The organism is Paenibacillus camerounensis, from assembly GCF_000723885.1.
In the GTDB taxonomy this organism is placed as follows: domain Bacteria; phylum Bacillota; class Bacilli; order Paenibacillales; family Paenibacillaceae; genus Paenibacillus_AQ; species Paenibacillus_AQ camerounensis.
Window position 1 is genome coordinate 66,330 of sequence record NZ_CCDG010000011.1, and the last position, 18,666, is coordinate 84,995.

Genomic DNA, 18,666 nt, shown 5'->3' on the forward strand with positions numbered 1-18,666 from the left:
GGCGGGTATGCCGGAGACACAGATCAGGAGGAGATCATATAATGAACACTTTACGCAAAATAAACGGGGGCTGGCAGTTCAGTAAGCAGCCGCTGTGCTCTGAGCTGACAAAGGTAATGGCGGAGGCGGACTGGATGCCCGTTACCCTGCCGCATGACTGGCTGATCTACGATACGAATGCGCTCTATGAGAACGGGGAGGGCTGGTACACCAGGACGCTTACTCTGGATACAATACCGCCGGAGCGCTGCTGGTCTCTGCGGTTTGAAGGCGTATACATGGACTCTACGCTGTATGTAAACGGACAGGAGGCGGGGGAGTGGAAGTATGGGTATTCCACCTTTGAGTTTGACATTACGCCTTATTTGCAGGAGGGGGATAACACCATTGTAATGCGGGTTGTTCATGAATCGCCTAATTCCCGCTGGTATTCCGGGGCAGGCATCTACCGCTCGGTGTGGCTGCGTGAATATCCGCTGAGTCATATTGCTGCAGACGGAATCTACATTGCTGCACGGCCGGCGGATGCCGGGAACTGGACGGTGGATGTGGATACAGAGCTGGTGCTTGGCGACACTGCCGTCCGGACGCTGGATAATGAGCAGAGCTTGGCGGCTGACGGGGAAAAGGTGGCATATGCGCTTCGTCATACGGTGCTGGACAGCGACGGTAATACAGTAGCCCGGGAGGAGTCCGCAGTGCTGGTGGCGGACGGCAGCGGGACCGTGCATGCCCATAGCAGGCTGGTTGTGGAACAGCCTGCGCTCTGGGACATTGCCAGTCCGAGCCTGTACTGGCTAAAGACAGAGCTGCTGGAAGGCGGGAACGTTATCCAGGAGGAGCGTGAACGGTTCGGCTTTCGGACAGTGGAGCTGGACAGTGACAAGGGATTTTTCCTCAACGGCCGCTCCTTTAAGCTGAACGGGGTGTGCCAGCACCATGATCTGGGTGCGCTGGGGGCAGCGGTTAATACGGCTGCGCTGCGGCGGCAGATCGTGCTGCTGCAGGAGATGGGCGTGAACGCCATCCGCACGGCCCATAATATGCCTGCGGTCGAGCTGATGGAGCTGGCCGATGAGCTGGGCGTGCTGATCGTTTCGGAGGCGTTTGACATGTGGGAGCGCAGCAAGACGCCTTACGACTACGCCCGTTTCTTCCCGGATTGGTGGAGGAAGGATATTGCCAGCTGGGTCCGGCGCGACCGGAACTGTCCGAGCCTGATCATGTGGAGCATCGGCAACGAGATCTATGATACCCACGCAGGTGAGCGGGGCCAGGAGGTTACCCGGATGCTCCAGGATGAGGTGCTGCTGCATGACCCGCGCGGCAACGGCTTTGTAACGATCGGCTCGAACTATATGCCATGGGAAAATGCCCGCAAATGCGCAGACATCGTCAAACTTGCCGGTTATAACTATGGCGAGAAATATTATGATGCTCATCATGCGGAGCATCCGGACTGGATCATTTACGGAAGCGAGACCTGCTCGACGGTGCAGAGCCGGGGTATCTATCATTTTCCGCTGGACCAGCCGGTACTTGCTGACGATGACCAGCAGTGTTCGGCGCTTGGCAACAGCTCAACAAGCTGGGGCGCGAAGAATACAGAAACCTGCATCACCGGAGACAGGGATGCCAAGTATTCCCTGGGACAGTTCCTCTGGACCGGCTTCGACTATATCGGGGAACCGACCCCATATCATACCAAGAACTCCTACTTCGGACAACTGGACACCGCCGGGTTCCCGAAGGATTCCTATTATATTTATCAGGCGGAATGGACGGATTACCGCACTTCCCCGATGATTCATATTTTTCCGTATTGGGATTTCTCCGAAGGTCAGCTGATTGATGTCCGGGTCTGCTCCAATGCGCCGCGGATTGAGCTGTTCCTGGATGATGTCTCCCAAGGTACGTATGACATTGACCATGAAAATGGTCTTCAGCTTGTAGGGAACTGGAAGCTGCCGTACAAGGCAGGGGTTCTCCGGGCCGATGCCTATGATGAGCATGGTCAGGTGATAGCTTCGGAGCAGCGTGCTTCCTTCGGCAATGCCGCCTCCCTTGTGCTGGCAGCAGACAAGCAGGAGCTTGCTGCTGACGGGCAGGATCTGATCTTCGTTACGATCACTGCCGCGGATGCAGCGGGTCTCCCTGTGGAGAATGCCAGCAACCGGGTGCAGTTGAGCATCGAAGGACCGGGACGGCTGGTCGGCCTGGATAACGGGGACAGCACAGATTACGATGCCTACAAAGGCGCAAGCCGCCGAATGTTCAGCGGCAAGCTGCTGGCGATTATCGCAGGCACACTGGAGCCGGGGGCGATTACGCTGCGCGCGGAGTCGGCGGGTATTGCCGGTGCGGAGATCGTGTTGCAGTCCGTGCCGGCTGCTGCGGGAGCGGAAGAGCGGGTGCTCTATGCGGATTGTCCGCTGGAAGCCGGGCGGGGAACCAGCGGGAGCGCCGGGGATACCGTCGGCGATGCCTTGCCTGAGGTGCCGGTTCGTAAGCTGGAGCTCCTCTGCCCCGAAGGCACGCTGCTGACCCCGGATAAGTCCGGCTTGCCCATCCGCGTGAAGCTGCATCCGGAGAACGCCACTTATCAGGATGTGGAATGGCGCATCACCAACGCGGCCGGAGTGGATTCCAATATCGCCTCCCTTGAGGTGAACGGGCATGAAGTGCTGATCACTGCGCTCGGTGACGGCGATGTATATGTAAGGTGCGGGGTAAGGAACGGTGCAGATGGCATCCGGCTGTACTCACAGATGGAACTTAAGCTGAGCGGCTTCGGGCAGGCTTATCTGAACCCATATGAGTTTGTCTCCGCAGCCTATCACAGCAGCGCCAGCTACAATCTGACTAACGGCAATGAACGCGGCGTAGCGACGGCGCGTGAAGGGCAGAGCCTGATCTGCTTCGAGCGGATCGACTTTGGCAGCTACGGTGCTGATGAATTGACACTGCCTATATTCGCTTTGGACAGTGAGGAATATCAGATCGGGATCTGGGAGGGTATTCCCGGCCAGTCTGGTGCAGTGCTGCTGGATACCGTGCTCTATCAGAAGCCGTCACAATGGAATGTATACCAGGAGGAAAGCTACAAGCTGCCTAAGCGGTTGAGCGGAATTGTGACATTGTCCTTCGTCCTGCAGAAGAAAATTCACCTTAAGGGCTTCCGCTTTGCCCGCCGGCACAAAGCCTTCGCCAGTCTCGGCGCCCTGGAGAACAGCCGGATATACGGGGATACGTTCTCTGTTACGGAGAATGCGGTTGAGGGAATCGGCAACAATGTGTCCCTGATCTACGAGGATATGGACTTTGGTGCACAGGGGGCAGTGCGGCTGCAGATCTGCGGGCGGTCTCAGCTTGCGAACAATACGGTCCACCTGCTGTTCGGCAGCCCCGACGGCGACTCCAAGCAGCTTGTTGAATTTCAAGGGGCGGACAGCTATACGGTGCGGGAATTTGTGCTTGAACCAGTGTATGGTGCACAGACTGTGACATTCCTGTTCCTGCCGGGCAGTAACTTTGATCTGCAATGGTTCCGGTTTTTGCCGGGTGGAGAGGAAACAAATTAAGGTAATAAAAACTTTTAACAGCCTGTCCTCGAATTCCGGGGGCGGGCTGTCTTCTGTATCGCTGGCTTTCCTGCAAACAAGGTGAAGCATAACCGTAGTAAACGATATGAGGATAATTGGGTAAAATGGTGTGTTTTGGAATGACAAAGTGTGTGGAAGGTTGAAAATGGAGTTATAGCGCAAGAGGATGAGTCAGGTTAGTTAAAGTAACATTATTAGTTTAGGCAAACGGCCGGAATCAAAGGCAAAAATGCCTCTGATTCCGCCCAAAGTGGGGTAGCGCCGAAATCTGCCAGTTGGCTTGGCTAACTGTTAAGGGTGAAGTGAAGTTCGGGACTTAGTAGTGTGTTCTAGTCAGGAAAAGTGGGGGGATGGGGAAAGTGGGGTTGCTGTGCAAGAGGAGTAGTGAGGGTAGTTGAGTAATATTGTTAGTTGGGTGCGTGGCGGGAATCCGTGAGGTGGGATCAAAGGCAAAAATGCCTTTGATATCGCTCAAAGTGGACGCACGGCCGAAATCAAAGGCAAAAATGCCTTTGATTCCGCCTAAAGTAGGCAAACGGCCAAAATCAGAGGCAAAAATGCCTCTGATCTTCCCGCCGGCAGACGCACCACGCAGATCTGGCCTCCGGGCCGCCCTAGCCCCGGATATAATCCGCAAAATTCTCCTGCAGATAGAGGGAATTGATATCCTCCCGCAGGTGGTGGTGGATCAGCGCCTCCAGCTTGCCGGTTTCACGCCGGGTCATGTATTCGAGGATGCGCTGGTGCTCGTCCCAGATTTCCTCCAGCTTTTCTTTTCTCAGCATGTGCAGTCTGCGGTAGCGGACGTAGTGTACATTGGACTGCTGGATCAGATTCCACAGATATTCCCGTCCGGCCAGCCGGAACAAGGCGGCGTGGAACGCATCGTCCAGATTAAGGAACGGCTCGGTAGCCGCATCTTCAAGGATAACGGCCTTTTGCCGGTCCAGAATGTCCTTCAGCTCATGCACGCCCTTCAGCGCAAGATGCTCGGAGAGATATTTGATGATCTCCTTCTCCAGCGCACTCCGCAGAAAAATAATCTGCTCCACAGATTCCAGATCAATATAGGAAACAAGATTCCCCTTCTTCGGGTAGACATCAATATAAGCTTCAAGGCTGAGCTGCTTCAGCACGTCACGCAGAGGAGTCCGTGAAATCTGGAACCGTTCGGACAGAACGGTCTCACTGAGGATAGCGCCCGGCTTCAGAGTCAGGGTGAGAATTTCCTGCTTTAGTGTTTTCATGATTTCTTCTTTAATTGACATGGCTACTTTTGCTCCATTGGTATATTTTAATGTCTAGTATACATCATGCCAAAGGTTTAAAAAAGAACACAATCGGAGCCTTGTGAAAAAAACTTCAATTAATACTATTGTAAGGGGATACATAAGTGTTTCCAATTGGCTATTGACAACTTTACAAAGTTTAAATTATGATCAAGTCAAACTTGTATACAAGATAAGGCTGAGCATCAGACTAGGCGGATTGGTTTCGCTTCAGACTGGCTGTGCACAAGGGGCTATTGCTTTTCTTTACATTATTTGGTTGTCTTTTGCTTTTACATTATAAGGAGGGTTTATTTATGAACATGACATGGAGATGGTATGGCGAAGGGAACGACAATGTTACTCTTGATCATATCCGGCAGATTCCGGGGGTAATGGGCATTGTCTGGTCGCTGCACCACAAAGTGGCTGGTGAAGTCTGGGAGATGGAGGAAATCCAGAAGGTTGCGGATCAGATTACAGCCAAGGGCTTCAGCACTGCAGTAGTTGAGAGTGTTAACGTCCATGATGATATCAAGATCGGTCTGCCGTCCCGTGATAAATACATCGACATTTACATTGATACGATCCGCAAGCTGTCAAAAGTCGGCGTAAAGGTGATCTGTTACAACTTCATGCCGGTGTTCGACTGGACACGTACGGAGCTCTACAAGGAGCTGCCGGACGGATCGAACGCCCTCTTTTATGAAAAGGCTGCCATTACCGATAATCCGCGCGATATGGTTGACCGCATCCTCAAAGGCGCAGGGGAATTCACGATGCCGGGCTGGGAGCCGGAGCGTCTGGCTAAGCTCGATGACCTGTTCGCGGCCTATGCCGATGTGTCAGAGGATAAACTGTTTGAGAATCTGGTGTACTTCCTGGAGCGTATTATGCCGGTATGTGAAGAAGTGGATATCAAAATGGCTATTCACCCTGACGATCCGGCCTGGCCGATCTTTGGACTGCCGCGCATCATCCGCAGCCGCGACTCCATCCGCCGGATGCTGGATGCTGTAGACAGCCCGTACAATGGACTGACGTTCTGCACGGGCTCGCTCGGCACGAATCCCGAGAATGATCTGCCGGCGATGATCCGCGAGTTCCATGACCGGATTTATTTTGCCCACATCCGTAACGTTAAGGTATTCGATAATGGGGACTTTATCGAAGTGTCCCACCGCGGCCGCGACGGCAGTGTTGATGTAGCTGAAGTGGTTAAGGCCTACCATGAGAGCGGGTTTACCGGCTATGTCCGTCCGGACCACGGCCGCCACTTGTGGGGAGAAGAGAAGAACTGCCGTCCGGGCTATGGTCTCTACGACAGAGCGATGGGTATTATGTACCTGCTTGGTGTATGGGATAGCCTGGAGAACGTAAAGGGGGCGAAGTAACATGCTGCGCCTGACCCGATCCGGTATCCAGAATGAGGCGGCCTCCTGGGAGGCTGCCGGCGTAGAGCTTCCGAAATTCGATTATGATACAGTGGCGAAAAATACGCTGAAGAAGCCGGAATGGGTGCATTTCGGCGCAGGCAACATCTTCCGCGGATTCGTGGCCAATGCCCATCAGAAGCTGCTCGACAGCGGGGCGGCGGACACGGGGATCATTGCAGCGGAGACGTTTGATTTTGAGATGATCGACAAGGTCTACAAGCCGTATGACAATTTGACTCTGCTGGTGCTGATGAATGCGCGCGGCGACTTCCAGAAGAAAGTGGTCAGCAGCATCGTGGAAGGCATCACTGCCGACAAAACCCGCGAGGCGGACGACCAAAGGCTGACTGAAATCTTCGAGAACCCGAGTCTGCAGATGGCCAGCTTCACGATTACCGAGAAGGGGTATTCCCTGACCGGGCCGAACGGCCAGTATCTCGGTATTGTCGAGAAGGATATCGCCGGCGGGCCGGAGCAGCCCATTCATGCGATGAGCATTGTAGCGGCCCTTGCATACAAGAGGTATCTGAAAGGCGCGTACCCGATGACTTTTGTCAGCATGGATAACTGCTCGCATAACGGTGATAAGCTTAAGAGCGGGATCGTCACAATAGCCAAGGAATGGGCGGCAAAAGGCTCGGTGGAAGCGGGCTTCGTAGATTATCTGCTGAATGAGCAGCTGATTACCTTCCCGCTGTCGATGATTGATAAAATCACACCGCGCCCGTCCGAAACCGTCCAGGCTGCACTGCTGGAGCAGGGCATCGGTGAGATGGATGTTATTGTTACTTCCAAGAATACCTATACTGCACCGTTTGTTAATGCCGAGATCAGTGAATATCTGGTTATTGAAGACAAATTCACGAACGGCCGTCCGGCGCTGGAGCAGGCGGGAATTATTTTCACCGACCGGGATACGGTCAATAATATTGAAACGATGAAGGTTACCACCTGCCTTAACCCGCTGCATACAGCGCTTGCCGTGTCCGGCTGCCTGCTCGGCTACACCCTGATCGCTGATGAGATGAAGGACGAGACGCTGCGCAAGCTGGTGGAAATTATCGGCTATAAGGAAGGGCTGCCGGTCGTTGTTGATCCCGGTATTATCAGTCCAAAGCAGTTCCTGGATGAGGTGCTGAAGGAGCGCTTTGCCAATCCGTTCATTCCCGATGCACCGCAGCGGATTGCGACAGATACCTCGCAGAAGGTGGGCATCCGCTTCGGAGAAACGATCAAATCGTATGTCCGCAGGGAGGATCTGGACCCGGCTGACCTGACTGCTATTCCGCTGGCTATCGCGGTATGGTGCCGTTATCTGCTGGCTGTGGATGATAAAGGTGAAGCTTTTACGCTCAGTCCTGACCCGCTGCTCGAAACATTGCAGGGCCATCTGCAGGGTGTGAAGCTGGGCGACACCAGCTCTAATGTGCGTGCTATTCTCGAAGATGAGCAGCTGTTCGGCGTGAAGCTGTATGACATCGGCCTTGGCGGCAAGATTGAGGGCATGTTCTACGAGCTGCTGGCCGGACCGGGAGCGGTAAGAAGCACACTTGAGAAATACGTGAAGTAAAGGCGGGGAGCATACGTAATGAAGGGATTAATCCAGGAGGATTTTCTGCTGCAGTCGGAGGAAGCGCGGATATTGTATCACGAGTATGCCAAGGCGCTGCCGATCATTGACTATCACTGCCACCTTGATCCGCAAGCCATCGCAGAGAATAAACGATTCAGCAGCATCACCGATGTCTGGCTGGGCGGGGATCACTATAAATGGCGTGCGCTGAGAACCTTCGGCGTGGAGGAGAACTATATCACCGGTCCGGCTTCAGATGAAGAGAAGTTCGCCAAGTGGAGCGAGGTGCTGCCCTATACGGTCGGCAATCCGCTGTACCACTGGTCTGCGCTGGAGCTGAAGCGTTATTTCGGTATCGAAGAGCAGCTGAATCCGCACAACTGGCGGGAGATCTATGACCACTGCAACAAGCTTATTGCGACAGACGGCTTCACGGCCCGGGGATTGATCACAAGCTCTAATGTGAAATGGATCTGTACGACCGATGATCCTGCGGATGACCTCAAGCACCATGCTGAATTAGCGGCGCAAAAAGAGTTCAAAACCGGCGTCACGCCAACCTTCCGTCCGGATAAGGCCATGTTAATCGGGGCTGAGACGTTCCCGGCTTATCTGGCCACCCTGGAGCAGGCGGCAGGCTACGCGATTACCAGCTATGACCTCATGGAACGCGCCCTGCTGGAGCGGATCGGATACTTTGATAAGCATGGCTGCATGATCTCGGATCACGGCTTCACCGATCTGCCGTTTGAGGAGGCATCCTCCTCTCAGCTTGAAGCAATTTTCAGCAAACGGCTCAGCGGACAAAGCCTCAGCAAGCTGGAATGTGACCAGTATGCAACGGCCTTGTTCCTGGCCATGGGCCGGGGGTATGCAGCGCACGGCTGGACCATGCAGCTGCATATCGGAGCGCTTCGCAACCCGAATACCCGGATGTTCCGGAAGCTCGGGCCGGATACGGGCTTCGATATCATCGGCGACCACAGCTATGCCGAGCGTCTATACAAGCTGCTGGATGGTCTTGACCGGACAGGCGAGCTGCCGAAGACGATTGTGTATAATCTGAACGGCGCGCAGAATGATGTGCTGGCGGCGATGATCGGGGCTTTTCAGGGTGAAGGCATCAAGGGCAAGGTTCAGTTCGGCTCCGGCTGGTGGTACAACGACCAGAAGGACGGTATGATCAAGCAGCTGACCTCACTGTCTAATCTGGGTCTCCTCAGCTGTTTTGTCGGGATGCTGACCGATTCCCGTTCCTTCCTGTCTTATACCCGCCATGAATACTTCCGCCGGATTCTCTGTAACCTGATCGGCGGCTGGGTGGCAAGCGGCGAAGCGCCGCGCGACCTGCCTTTTCTGGGCGGCATCGTACAGGACATCTGTTATAATAATGCAGAGCGTTACTTTGGATTGGCTGAGTGAGGCTGCATTTATCCGGACTCGCGGCCACAGCTGCAGCAGAACAAAGAATAGTAAGTTTTCACGCAGAGCCCGCTTTTTCGGGCTCTGCGTTTTTTTCATGTATAATGAATTAAGATTTGTAGAAGAGAGAAAAGAAAATGGGCGGGGAGCGGAAGAAATGGATGCAGCAGCGTTTCAGCAGTATGTCAGAAAGTTTAGTGAAATAAAGGGCTTTGATACGAGCACTATTGAGCAGCGGATGCTGTATCTGATGACGGAGGTCGGTGAATTATCCAAAGAGGTGCTGTCCGTCTCCTTTCATCCGGATGCCGAACGTAAAGCTAACCTGGGCTATGAGATGTATGATGTGGTTTGGAATATTTTTGATCTGGCGAACAAGCTGGATATTGATCTGGAACAGGCTTTCCGGGAGAAGCGGGAGATTAATGACCACAGGAACTGGGATTGAATGAATTCTATTTGATATAACTAGTGAAAGGACGGGCAGAATGATGTTGAAAACAGATTACATCGACGTGCCGAGAAGAAGGGGATCAGGCTGCATGCGGTATATGACAGCACGGAAAGTCCGCTCCTGCTTGGTGACAGCCCAAAGATTATCCAGATTCTGACGAACCTGGTGAGCAATGCGCTGAAATTCACCGAACAGGGCGAGGTCAGACTCACTGTCCGGAATGCAGGCTTTCACCCGGAGAATGTCACTTTGTCCGTTGAAGTGAAGGATACCGGAATCGGACTGCCGCCGGACCAGCAGGATATACTGTTCCGCTCCTATTCACAGATTCATGAGCATCGTTCTCCGGGTAAATACGGCGGAGCGGGGCTCGGACTTTCCATCTGCAGACAGCTGGCCGGGCTTATGGGCGGTAAAGTGTGGCTGAAGGAGACCAGTGGTAAAGGATGTACCTTTGCCTTTGCTATTCCATTTGCGCCCGCAGCAGCGCAGAACCTTTCAAGTAAAATATCTTAGGCAGAAATGGCGTTTTAAATGCCGGTTAACGGGTAAATTTGAATTGTGAATTGCTTTCCTGCATCAGTAGCTGCTGACAATCTGGACAATAACACCGGTCATGCAGGGAGCCTCACAAATCCCGCCCTTGTCAGCCGAAAGAAAGAGCAGCGCCTTGCGCAGGCAATGTCGTCGGAGGACAGGTCAAGCGGAGCAAAGGCGGCATGCCGGCATTAGCCGGCGTGCCGTTTTTATTTGCGGTTATACGCCGGCGGCTAAACCTGTATGTAGGGTTCAGAGATTTCCCGCCGGGTTCCGTCTGAACAGGTACACTGCATTGTCGCCCGACGGAGGCAGAAGGAGTGCGGATAAGCGTTCGCTCAGCTCCATGCTGAATGGTCCGGGACTGTGGTAAGCCTCGAAATCACCGGTTGTCTGCGAATTACGTGTTCCAATCACAATATAGAGCTGTACAGAATCCGTCTTGAACACATGTCTTTCATAGGGATTCCTGGGAACAGGCCAGGAGCACATCACGACTTCAGGGTTATATTTGGCCAATGCTGTCTTGGCATCCGCCTTCTCTACAAATGCAGGATAATCAATGTAATGCTTCCAGCTGTAATCATCGGTGGCTGTGCAGTTCATGCCGGCTTCATTCATGAAGCGTGTTAGCGTTCCGTCACCCGCTGCAATCTCCAGGCATTTGCGTCCACCCGTAAGCACTGCCAGCTCCTTAATCAGCTCTTTGGAGTAGAAACAGTAAATCCCCTTTTTGCCCACAAGCGGCATCAGAATCTTCTTGTCCTTAATGAGCCTCCAGAAAAAGCGGAACAAAGGAAGGGATACCGGCTTTCGCTCGAATCCTTTACGGAACAGCAGCTTCTGCAGGATCGTTCCGTCCCAGCGGTTAAAACGGACATTGCCTCCAGAGTTAGCGGATACCGCAACATTCAGCTGCTCCAGCAGGTGGATGGCAAACCGGGCTTTAATTATATTCGGCAGAAAAGCGTTCACGGTGACTTCATTCATCCCGCTTTTGCTGATTTTGGCATTGGCGGTTTTGGCGCTGGCGGTATAACGGCCGATGACGGCCTGTATGACATTAGCTCCGGCATTATTTTTAATCTCACCCAGCTCGCGGAGCACCTCTTCCTTATACTCCGGATATTGCTGCAGCAAGGTCTGTACAGTAATCTCATTTGCCAATATTTTTTTGGCGGTTTCATTTGTGAACTTCCTCATTTTATATACTCCAGTGCTTCGTTTTTTCTTCATTATAAATAAAAAAAGAAGCCGGTCCAAGACCGGCTTCCTGTATGGCAAGAGTTATTCGCTGCGCAGCGCCACGACTGGATCTTTTTTGGCTGCGAATTTGGCAGGGATGAAGCCGCCCAGCATGGTCAGGCCAACGCTGAGTACAACAAGCCCGAGGGCATGCAGCGGATTAAGCTGTGCGACATTCGACAGGTCTGTCAGTGACTTCAGCACCATATTGACCGGAAGGGTCAGCAGATAGGCAATCCCGATGCCAAGCAGGCCGGAAAGCGAGCCGATAATGCAGGTTTCCGCATTGAATACGCGGGTGATATCCTTCTTGCGGGCGCCGAGCGCGCGCAGTACACCGATCTCCTTCGTCCGTTCCAGTACGGAGATATAGGTGATGATTCCAATCATAATCAGGGATACGACGAGTGAGATGGAGGCAAAAGCGATCAGCACCATCGTGATTCCGTCCATAATACCGCTGGAGAGACTGGTTACCATTGCAGCCAGATCGGTGTAGACAATCATTTCTTCATTGCTGTGGCCTTCATTCCATTTGTCGAGATAAGCAACAATATTCTCTTTGGCCCCAAAATCCTTCGGATACAAGGAGATCGATGAGGGTGTTGCTACAGCGCCAAGTGCTGCAAGCGCAGCTTCCTTGGAATTTGCACTGCCCGGGTCGGTGCTCGTGCTTGAGCCGCCCATGCCCATTCCCATACCCATGCCCATACCGCTCATATCAATTCCGCCGATTTGGGAGAATACCTTGCCGGTCAGTACATTCACCTGATCCTGCTGCTCCTGGGCCTGTACAATGGCTGAGCCCTGTGCATTCTCAATGAACTGTTCCGACAGGCTGTCCGAATAAGCGATTCCTGCCGACATGGTGGACATCGGTGAATCCTGCTGCTTGCGGATAATTCCGGAAATCTTCAGGGTAACCGCGTTAGCGTCATTATACATCTCGCTCAGATCGGCGGCGTTGCCGTTCAGGCTGAACATCCCGTCTGCTTCAGTATAATAATCATCATTATAGATCAGCTTAAACTCCCGGCCGACAATATCATCGAAGCTGAGATTAGCTGCATTGTAATCAAGACCGAGGGCTTCGAGAACACTCTGGTTCATACGGTTGTATTCATCGACAACCATTACCAGATCAGTCGGCTGCTCGGGCAGACTGCCGGCGAGCAGATCATAGTAGTCTGCCAGATAGCTGCCTTCTGTACCGTCCGGCTTATCCGGATAGGAGGTGAAATTCAGGCTGGCTGTGTCTACAGGAACAGCGGCTTCGCCGTCCGAACGGAGAATGTTCATATTAACCTTACGGCTGTAAGATACTCCGTCGAGATAGGCAGGGTCGATATTGTCCAGGTAGTCCAGATATTCCTTGCTGAGCACATTGGAATGCAGGACGGTGTTAGCGGTTGGATCATATGGATAAACTTCACTTGCATCGGTGAACTCGGTCCATTTGCTGTCAGCCGCTTCCGGTTGTGCTCCCGGAGGATTGGACATATCGATCTGCGCGGCTGTTTCGCTGATCGTCACAGGGAAGTTGGATAAAGCACCGGATTCATAGCTGCTGATCTGCTTGTCGAACCCGTTCGATAAGGACAGGATCAGTGCAATTCCGATGATCCCGATGCTGGAGGCGAAGGCAGTCAGCGCCGTTCTCCATTTTTTGGTCGAGATATTTTTACCGGATAATTTAAGTGCGGTAAAGTAGCTCATTGCCGTCTTTTTCAGCTGATAATTCGTGTTAGTCTTAAGATCAGCCGGGGGATTGGTATCAGAGATGACTTTACCATCCCTGAATTGCACAGTCCGGTCGGCATAGGCTTCTGCCAGCTCCGGGTTATGGGTAACCATAACAACAAGCTTGTCTTTGGCAATCTCCCGGATCAGCTCCATAATCTGCTCACTGGTCACGGTATCAAGTGCGCCGGTCGGCTCATCCGCGAGAATAATGTCAGGGTCGTTGGCCAGTGCTCTGGCAATGGCAACACGCTGCATCTGGCCGCCGGACAGCTGGCCCGGCTTTTTGTGGATATGCTCCTTCAGCCCGACTTTTTCCAGCGCTTCTACAGCCTTCTTGTGTTTAACATCGGCGCTTACGCCGCTCAGGGTCATCCCCATCTCCACGTTATCGGTTATGCTCAGGTGGGAGATCAGATTATAGCTCTGGAAAATAAAACCGACACTGTTGTTGCGGTAGGCATCCCAGTCGCTGTCCTTGAAGTTCTTGGTTGAGGCTCCGTTGATGATCAGGTCACCGCTGTCATATTGGTCAAGCCCGCCGATAATGTTAAGGCAGGTTGTTTTACCTGAGCCGCTGGGTCCGAGAATAGCCACAAACTCGCTTTTCCTGAAATCGAGACTTACATCATTAAGTGCCGTTTGCGTGAAACTGCCTGTGGTATAGCTTTTGGAGATATTTTTGAGCTGCAGCATACCGTTAATCTCATCCTCTCTTTATCCTTGATTCTCTGTCTTTGCGCAAAGCGTAACATACGATTATGAACTGAACATCAACTCCGTGCCGCCGGCAGGCAGGGGAGAAGCCTATGTATAGTTACTGATACGTGCGTTGGTTCACAATCGGTTCATAAAGTTGTTGTACAATAGTTAAGAATGGAACCTTAAGAGAATGCAGGTGCATAAATGATTAACATTCTGGTAGTGGAAGACAACGGCAAGCTGCGGCAGCTGATAGGCACCGTACTGGCGAAGCACGGCTATAACCCGGTACTGGCCGAGGATGGCCAGCATGCGCTGGAGCTGCTGGATACACAGCATATTGATCTGATTATCTCCGATATTATGATGCCGAATGTGGACGGGTATGAGCTGACCGGACGGCTTCGTGATGCGGGCTATAATACTCCTGTGCTGATGGTTACGGCAAAAGAAAGCTTTGAAGATAAGCAGCGCGGCTACCTGGCAGGTACTGATGACTATATGGTGAAGCCGATTGATGTGAACGAGATGATTCTGCGGGTCGGGGCGCTGCTGCGCCGGGCTAAGATTGTAAGTGAGCGCAGGCTGGGAATCGGCGAACTTATCCTGAATTATGATTCGCTGACGGTACACCGCGGGGCCCACAGTGCGCTTTTGCCCCAGAAGGAGTTCTATCTGCTGTACAAGCTATTATCCTATCCGAACAAAATATTTACCCGCCAGCAGCTGATGGACGAAATCTGGGGAATGGATTCAGAGACGGATGCCCGTACGGTGGATGTGCATATCAACAGGCTGCGTGAACGCTTCAAAGATTGCCCCGAGTTCGAGATTGTAACGGTGCGCGGACTGGGATATAAGGCGGTGAAGCATCTGTGAGCAGGCCGGGCAAAAACGGTAATCTGTGGGGGGCGCTGGTACTGAGCGTCTTTCTGATCCTGCTGTGTGACGGGATACTGATGTTCGGCCTCAGCATGCTGATTGTCAAATCAGGCCTGATTGATGTAGGGCGGTTTCATATTTTTTGGCCGGTGTCCGTGCTGCTGCTTGCAAGCGTGCTTACCGGCACAGCTATTACAGCAATTGTCGGGCGGAAGCTGCTGGCTCCGATTAACGATCTGAGTGAAGCGGCGAAGCGGGTAGCCAAGGGGGATTTCAGTGCCAGAGTGGCACATGAGGATCATAAAGTGGATGTAATCGGCGAGATGGCGGTGAACTTTAACAGCATGGTTCAGGAACTGGGCGGTATGGAGACGCTGCGCAATGATTTTATCGTCAATGTGTCGCATGAATTCAAAACGCCGATTGCTGCGATTGAGGGATATGCTTCGCTGATGCAGGACCAGGAGCTGTCGCCGGAGGAACGTGCGGACTACAGCAGGCTTATCATTGAGAGTACCCGGCAGCTGTCATCGCTGTCCAGCAACATTCTCAAGCTGTCCAAGCTGGAGAACCAGGAGATTGTTGCCGGCAGGATAAAGTTCGCGCTTGATGAGCAGCTCCGCCAGGCCCTGCTGCTGCTGGAAGCCCAGTGGAATGATAAGGCGCTTAATCTGGATCTGACACTTGAGCCGGTCGTTTATTACGGGAATGAAGAGCTGCTGATGCAGGTATGGCTGAATCTGCTGGGCAACGCGATCAAGTTCACGGACAGCGGCGGAGAGATAACGGTCAGTCTGGCTCAGACGGAGCATGCGGTAACTGTGCGGATTAAGGATTCGGGTACGGGGATGACCGAGGAAGTAATGATACGGATCTTCGAGAAGTTCTATCAGGGTGACAAGTCGCGTTCCGCTGAGGGCAACGGTCTCGGCCTCGCGCTGGTGCGGCGGATTGTGGAGTTGAACGGCGGAAATGTATCGGCGGAGAGTGTGCCGGGGAAGGGCTCGGTGTTTACCGTTATTTTGCCGGTGTAAGGGGAATGCAAACCACTACCTGTGCGGGGACTAACTGTATTCTGTGCAACTAAAACTACTGAAAAAACTGCATCTGCGCGTATAACTGTACGCTGTGCAACTAAAGCTGTCCGAATCGGCTAAAAAGGCCGTTTTCGGCTTTTTTAGTTGCACGGAATACACTTAAAGTGCTGTTGCAGCAAAAAACAGGGATAATAAGTGTATAAAGTGCAGCTAAGCTGATAGGACGCTCTATGATGGAGATTCTGCAGCGTGTGCCCGGCATAGAGGAAATAAAGCGCGCTGCGGCGAATGACATGGTATCCTGAACAAACGCAATGCTCCTTGTACAATAGACCGGTGAATCTGGTCACCACTAACATTTTTGGGAGGCTGCTAACTATGTCATATAACAACGGTGACAGAACAATCTCCACAGAACGGCTGCTGCTGAGATTATTCACCTCGTCTGATGCCGCAGAAGTAGCCAGGCTGTGCAATAACTACAATATCTTCAAGACAACAATGTACCTGCCGTATCCTTATACGATAGAGGATGCCCTGAGCTGGATTGACCGCCATGAGGCTAACTTTGATGCAGAGCTGTTGTATGAGTTCGCCGTAACAGACAAGCTCTCCGGAGCATTATATGGTGCGGTAGCATTGTCCCACAGCGGCAAATTCAACCATGGCGAGCTGGCTTACTGGATAGGCGAGGAATTCTGGGGAAACGGATTTGCTACTGAGGCGGCGGCGGCAATGGTCAAGTTCGCTTTTGAAGACAGGCTGTACCATAAAGTATTTGCACGTTACTTCAGCACCAATGCAGGCTCGGGTAAGGTAATGGAGAAAGTTGGCATGAGTAAGGAAGGAATCCTGAGAGATCATATAAGAAAAGAAGGCAGGTACGTGGATCTGGTGCATTACGGTATTATCCGTCCATAGAAAAATGAAGTTGCTTTCTCGAGTTGTAACTGATATAGTTACAACTCGAGAGGCGCTTTTTTTATTGCGCAGCTTGTGCCCGTAATCTAATACTATATAACCGGAGGTTGTAAAATAATGAATCACCTGATCGTCTACGCTCATCCGCATGAAGGAAGCTTCAACCAGGCTATTCTTGATACTGCAGTAACTGCTCTGCAAGGCCAGGGCCACGAGGTTCATGTCCGTGATCTGTATAAGCTGGGCTTCAATCCGGTATTATCCCCTGCAGATACTGCAGCGATGCGTGAAGGCAACACGCCGGCAGATATTGCCGCAGAGCAGGAATATCTGCGTAAGGCGGATGTTATTACTTTTGTCTATCCGATCTGGTGGACTGGACTTCCGGCTATTCTCAAAGGCTATGTAGACCGTGCTTTTTCTTACGGCTTCGCTTATCAGTACAATGCGGAGGGCGGCATAGACAAGCTGTTCACAGGCAAGCAGGGGATCATCGTTAACACCCACGGTACTCCGGGGGAAGTGTATGAGGCTATTGGCATGCACAATTCACTGAAACAGACGTCAGGCGGCGGAATCTTTGAATTCTGCGGCGTTGAAGTGCTGGAGCATCTCCTGTTCGGCGGTGTGGGAAGCGGTGCGGGTGATGAAGAGCGCAGCAGGATGCTGGCTCAGGTAAAGGAAACCTTCAGCGCTCTGTAAGCCGTCTGGGCAGCAGAAGCAGCATCAGATAAACAATACACACCAAAGAGAACGGCAACCAGTGCCGTTCTTTTTGGTGTGTGTTAACAGGAATGAACCACTTCAAAATCTATTATATGGAGTTTTTATTCTTCAGAATCTCCTGCACCCGGCTGACCATCGCAGTCCCGTCTGTACGGGTAATCGGGTCTTTCGGATTAAAATTGCCGTCCTGATCCAGGCTGACAATCTTGAGGGCAATTGCTGTCTGAATCGCTCCCGAGTTCAGAGTGTCCATCTCTGCGTTGTCCGCAATGTCCACCGGAATGAGCTTATACATCGGCAGCTGGCCGCTTGACTGCAGCGTATTGATGAGCAGGTAGGTGAACGATTCTCTGCTCATGCTGGCCGCCGGGTCAATCTTGATCTGCAGATCCGCTTCCGGGCCTACGGCTTCCTTAATTAATTGAACCGCTTCTTCTGCGGTAAGGATCTCGCTCTGGGCACCCGGTGCCGGATGTGCTTTGAGGTATGCGAGCGCATTGCTAATCGCCACTGCAGCTTCAGCCCGGGTAATCTGCTGCTTCGGATTCAGCTTGCCGCTGTTATCCAGCTTCACTACCCCGTAAGCCAGGGCACGCTGGAGCGAGCCGGAATATTCCACTGTAACCTGATCCTGATCTGCAAATTCCACAGGTGCGATCTTGATCATCGGCAGGCGTCCGCCCAGTTCAATTGCATCAATAAGCTGATGGGTAAAAGCTTCACGTGTCAGCTTACTGCCCGGCTGAAGATCGGCCGGCAGGTCTAGCCCGTGCACACCGGCAATGATGAGAGCTTGCGCATACCAGGCGGAATCATTCGCATTCACGAAATAATCCGTAGCCTTAGGGGCCTTCACAAACCGGATCGTATCCAGATTGAGTCCGGCAGCATTGACGATCATTTGCACACCTTCCGCTTCAGAGATCGGCAGATGCGGGCCGAACCGGGTTGCGCTGATTCCTTTGATCAGCCCTTGATCCTGTAAGGCAATGATTATATCTTTATCTGCAACATTATTCAGATCGGTAAAGGCGGCGGCAGAAGCGAATTGTTCTCCGGCAAAAGTAAATGCGATTGCAGCAGCGGCGGATAGTGTAACAAGCTTGAATGATTTTTTCATT

At 52.5% G+C, this 18,666-nt stretch carries 15 protein-coding genes; 10 read left to right on the forward strand and 5 right to left on the reverse strand.

The window, feature by feature from the left end; all coding sequences use genetic code 11:
- The first annotated feature begins 41 nt into the window (after positions 1-41).
- On the forward strand, positions 42-3,581 hold the full coding sequence (locus BN3772_RS04545) for a glycoside hydrolase family 2 TIM barrel-domain containing protein (protein ID WP_042197139.1): 3,540 nt from the start codon (positions 42-44) through the stop codon (positions 3,579-3,581).
- A gap of 635 nt (positions 3,582-4,216) precedes the next feature.
- Here the strand turns inward: BN3772_RS04545 and BN3772_RS04550 are convergent.
- Positions 4,217-4,870 carry a GntR family transcriptional regulator gene (locus tag BN3772_RS04550; protein ID WP_042197141.1) on the reverse strand — a complete coding sequence of 218 codons (654 nt, stop codon included), beginning with the start codon at positions 4,868-4,870 and terminating at the stop codon, positions 4,217-4,219.
- A 317-nt stretch (positions 4,871-5,187) separates the two neighbouring features.
- Here BN3772_RS04550 and uxuA point away from each other — a divergent pair, with 317 nt between their 5' ends.
- The 4 genes from uxuA (at position 5,188) to BN3772_RS04570 (ending at position 9,749) form a co-directional block, all read left to right on the forward strand.
- Positions 5,188-6,264, forward strand: a complete 1,077-nt coding sequence (uxuA, locus tag BN3772_RS04555; protein WP_042197144.1) for a mannonate dehydratase — start codon at positions 5,188-5,190, stop codon at positions 6,262-6,264.
- Between the two features lies 1 nt (position 6,265).
- Positions 6,266-7,876 carry a mannitol dehydrogenase family protein gene (locus BN3772_RS04560; protein WP_042197146.1) on the forward strand — a complete coding sequence of 537 codons (1,611 nt, stop codon included), beginning with the start codon at positions 6,266-6,268 and terminating at the stop codon, positions 7,874-7,876.
- Positions 7,877-7,894: 18 nt separating this feature from the next.
- Entirely contained in the window at positions 7,895-9,301 is a 1,407-nt protein-coding gene (gene uxaC, locus BN3772_RS04565) for a glucuronate isomerase (protein WP_042197148.1), read from the forward strand.
- A gap of 157 nt (positions 9,302-9,458) precedes the next feature.
- The gene (locus BN3772_RS04570; RefSeq protein ID WP_042197150.1) at positions 9,459-9,749 is read left to right on the forward strand and encodes a MazG nucleotide pyrophosphohydrolase domain-containing protein; all 291 of its coding nucleotides are present in this window, start codon (positions 9,459-9,461) and stop codon (positions 9,747-9,749) included.
- A gap of 57 nt (positions 9,750-9,806) precedes the next feature.
- Here the strand turns inward: BN3772_RS04570 and BN3772_RS31150 are convergent, their stop codons facing one another.
- The gene (locus tag BN3772_RS31150) at positions 9,807-9,989 is read right to left on the reverse strand and encodes a hypothetical protein (protein ID WP_042197152.1); all 183 of its coding nucleotides are present in this window, start codon (positions 9,987-9,989) and stop codon (positions 9,807-9,809) included.
- On the opposite strand from BN3772_RS31150, the gene BN3772_RS04575 reads away from it, so the two are divergent.
- Positions 9,921-10,271: an ATP-binding protein gene (locus tag BN3772_RS04575; RefSeq protein ID WP_244444681.1), complete on the forward strand. Its 351-nt coding sequence runs from the start codon at positions 9,921-9,923 to the stop codon at positions 10,269-10,271. The two genes, BN3772_RS31150 and BN3772_RS04575, sit on opposite strands and share 69 nt — an antisense overlap.
- Before the next feature lie 273 nt (positions 10,272-10,544).
- On the opposite strand, the gene BN3772_RS04580 is transcribed toward BN3772_RS04575, so the two are convergent.
- A complete protein-coding gene (locus BN3772_RS04580) occupies positions 10,545-11,495 on the reverse strand; it encodes a class I SAM-dependent methyltransferase (RefSeq protein WP_042197157.1) in 951 nt (316 codons plus the stop codon).
- Between the two features lie 84 nt (positions 11,496-11,579).
- Positions 11,580-13,973 (reverse strand): ABC transporter ATP-binding protein/permease, encoded by a 2,394-nt coding sequence (locus tag BN3772_RS04585; RefSeq protein ID WP_042197159.1) that lies wholly within the window; start codon positions 13,971-13,973, stop codon positions 11,580-11,582.
- A 210-nt stretch (positions 13,974-14,183) separates the two neighbouring features.
- Between BN3772_RS04585 and BN3772_RS04590 the strand changes: the two genes are divergently transcribed.
- From BN3772_RS04590 to BN3772_RS04605, 4 genes are all read left to right on the forward strand, one after another.
- Positions 14,184-14,858 (forward strand): response regulator transcription factor, encoded by a 675-nt coding sequence (locus BN3772_RS04590; RefSeq protein WP_042197161.1) that lies wholly within the window; start codon positions 14,184-14,186, stop codon positions 14,856-14,858.
- Entirely contained in the window at positions 14,855-15,895 is a 1,041-nt protein-coding gene (locus BN3772_RS04595; protein WP_042178885.1) for a HAMP domain-containing sensor histidine kinase, read from the forward strand. The genes BN3772_RS04590 and BN3772_RS04595 overlap by 4 nt, the downstream gene beginning before the upstream one ends.
- A gap of 381 nt (positions 15,896-16,276) precedes the next feature.
- A complete protein-coding gene (locus BN3772_RS04600) occupies positions 16,277-16,819 on the forward strand; it encodes a GNAT family N-acetyltransferase (RefSeq protein ID WP_042197164.1) in 543 nt (180 codons plus the stop codon).
- Positions 16,820-16,936: 117 nt separating this feature from the next.
- Positions 16,937-17,521 (forward strand): NAD(P)H-dependent oxidoreductase, encoded by a 585-nt coding sequence (locus BN3772_RS04605; RefSeq protein ID WP_042197166.1) that lies wholly within the window; start codon positions 16,937-16,939, stop codon positions 17,519-17,521.
- A gap of 112 nt (positions 17,522-17,633) precedes the next feature.
- Here the strand turns inward: BN3772_RS04605 and BN3772_RS04610 are convergent, their stop codons facing one another.
- Positions 17,634-18,665 carry an S-layer homology domain-containing protein gene (locus BN3772_RS04610; protein WP_086074406.1) on the reverse strand — a complete coding sequence of 344 codons (1,032 nt, stop codon included), beginning with the start codon at positions 18,663-18,665 and terminating at the stop codon, positions 17,634-17,636.
- Between the last annotated feature and the right edge of the window lies 1 nt (position 18,666).

Excerpts from the sequence above, each read along its gene's own strand:
- BN3772_RS04545 (WP_042197139.1), top strand. The coding sequence starts at position 42 with ATGAACACTTTACGCAAAATAAACGGGGGCTGGCAGTTCAGTAAGCAG.
- BN3772_RS04550 (WP_042197141.1), bottom strand. The coding sequence starts at position 4,870 with ATGTCAATTAAAGAAGAAATCATGAAAACACTAAAGCAGGAAATTCTC.
- uxuA (WP_042197144.1), top strand. The coding sequence starts at position 5,188 with ATGAACATGACATGGAGATGGTATGGCGAAGGGAACGACAATGTTACT.
- BN3772_RS04560 (WP_042197146.1), top strand. The coding sequence starts at position 6,266 with ATGCTGCGCCTGACCCGATCCGGTATCCAGAATGAGGCGGCCTCCTGG.
- uxaC (WP_042197148.1), top strand. The coding sequence starts at position 7,895 with ATGAAGGGATTAATCCAGGAGGATTTTCTGCTGCAGTCGGAGGAAGCG.
- BN3772_RS04570 (WP_042197150.1), top strand. The coding sequence starts at position 9,459 with ATGGATGCAGCAGCGTTTCAGCAGTATGTCAGAAAGTTTAGTGAAATA.
- BN3772_RS04580 (WP_042197157.1), bottom strand. The coding sequence starts at position 11,495 with ATGAGGAAGTTCACAAATGAAACCGCCAAAAAAATATTGGCAAATGAG.
- BN3772_RS04585 (WP_042197159.1), bottom strand. The coding sequence starts at position 13,973 with ATGCTGCAGCTCAAAAATATCTCCAAAAGCTATACCACAGGCAGTTTC.
- BN3772_RS04590 (WP_042197161.1), top strand. The coding sequence starts at position 14,184 with ATGATTAACATTCTGGTAGTGGAAGACAACGGCAAGCTGCGGCAGCTG.
- BN3772_RS04600 (WP_042197164.1), top strand. The coding sequence starts at position 16,277 with ATGTCATATAACAACGGTGACAGAACAATCTCCACAGAACGGCTGCTG.
- BN3772_RS04605 (WP_042197166.1), top strand. The coding sequence starts at position 16,937 with ATGAATCACCTGATCGTCTACGCTCATCCGCATGAAGGAAGCTTCAAC.
- BN3772_RS04610 (WP_086074406.1), bottom strand. The coding sequence starts at position 18,665 with ATGAAAAAATCATTCAAGCTTGTTACACTATCCGCCGCTGCTGCAATC.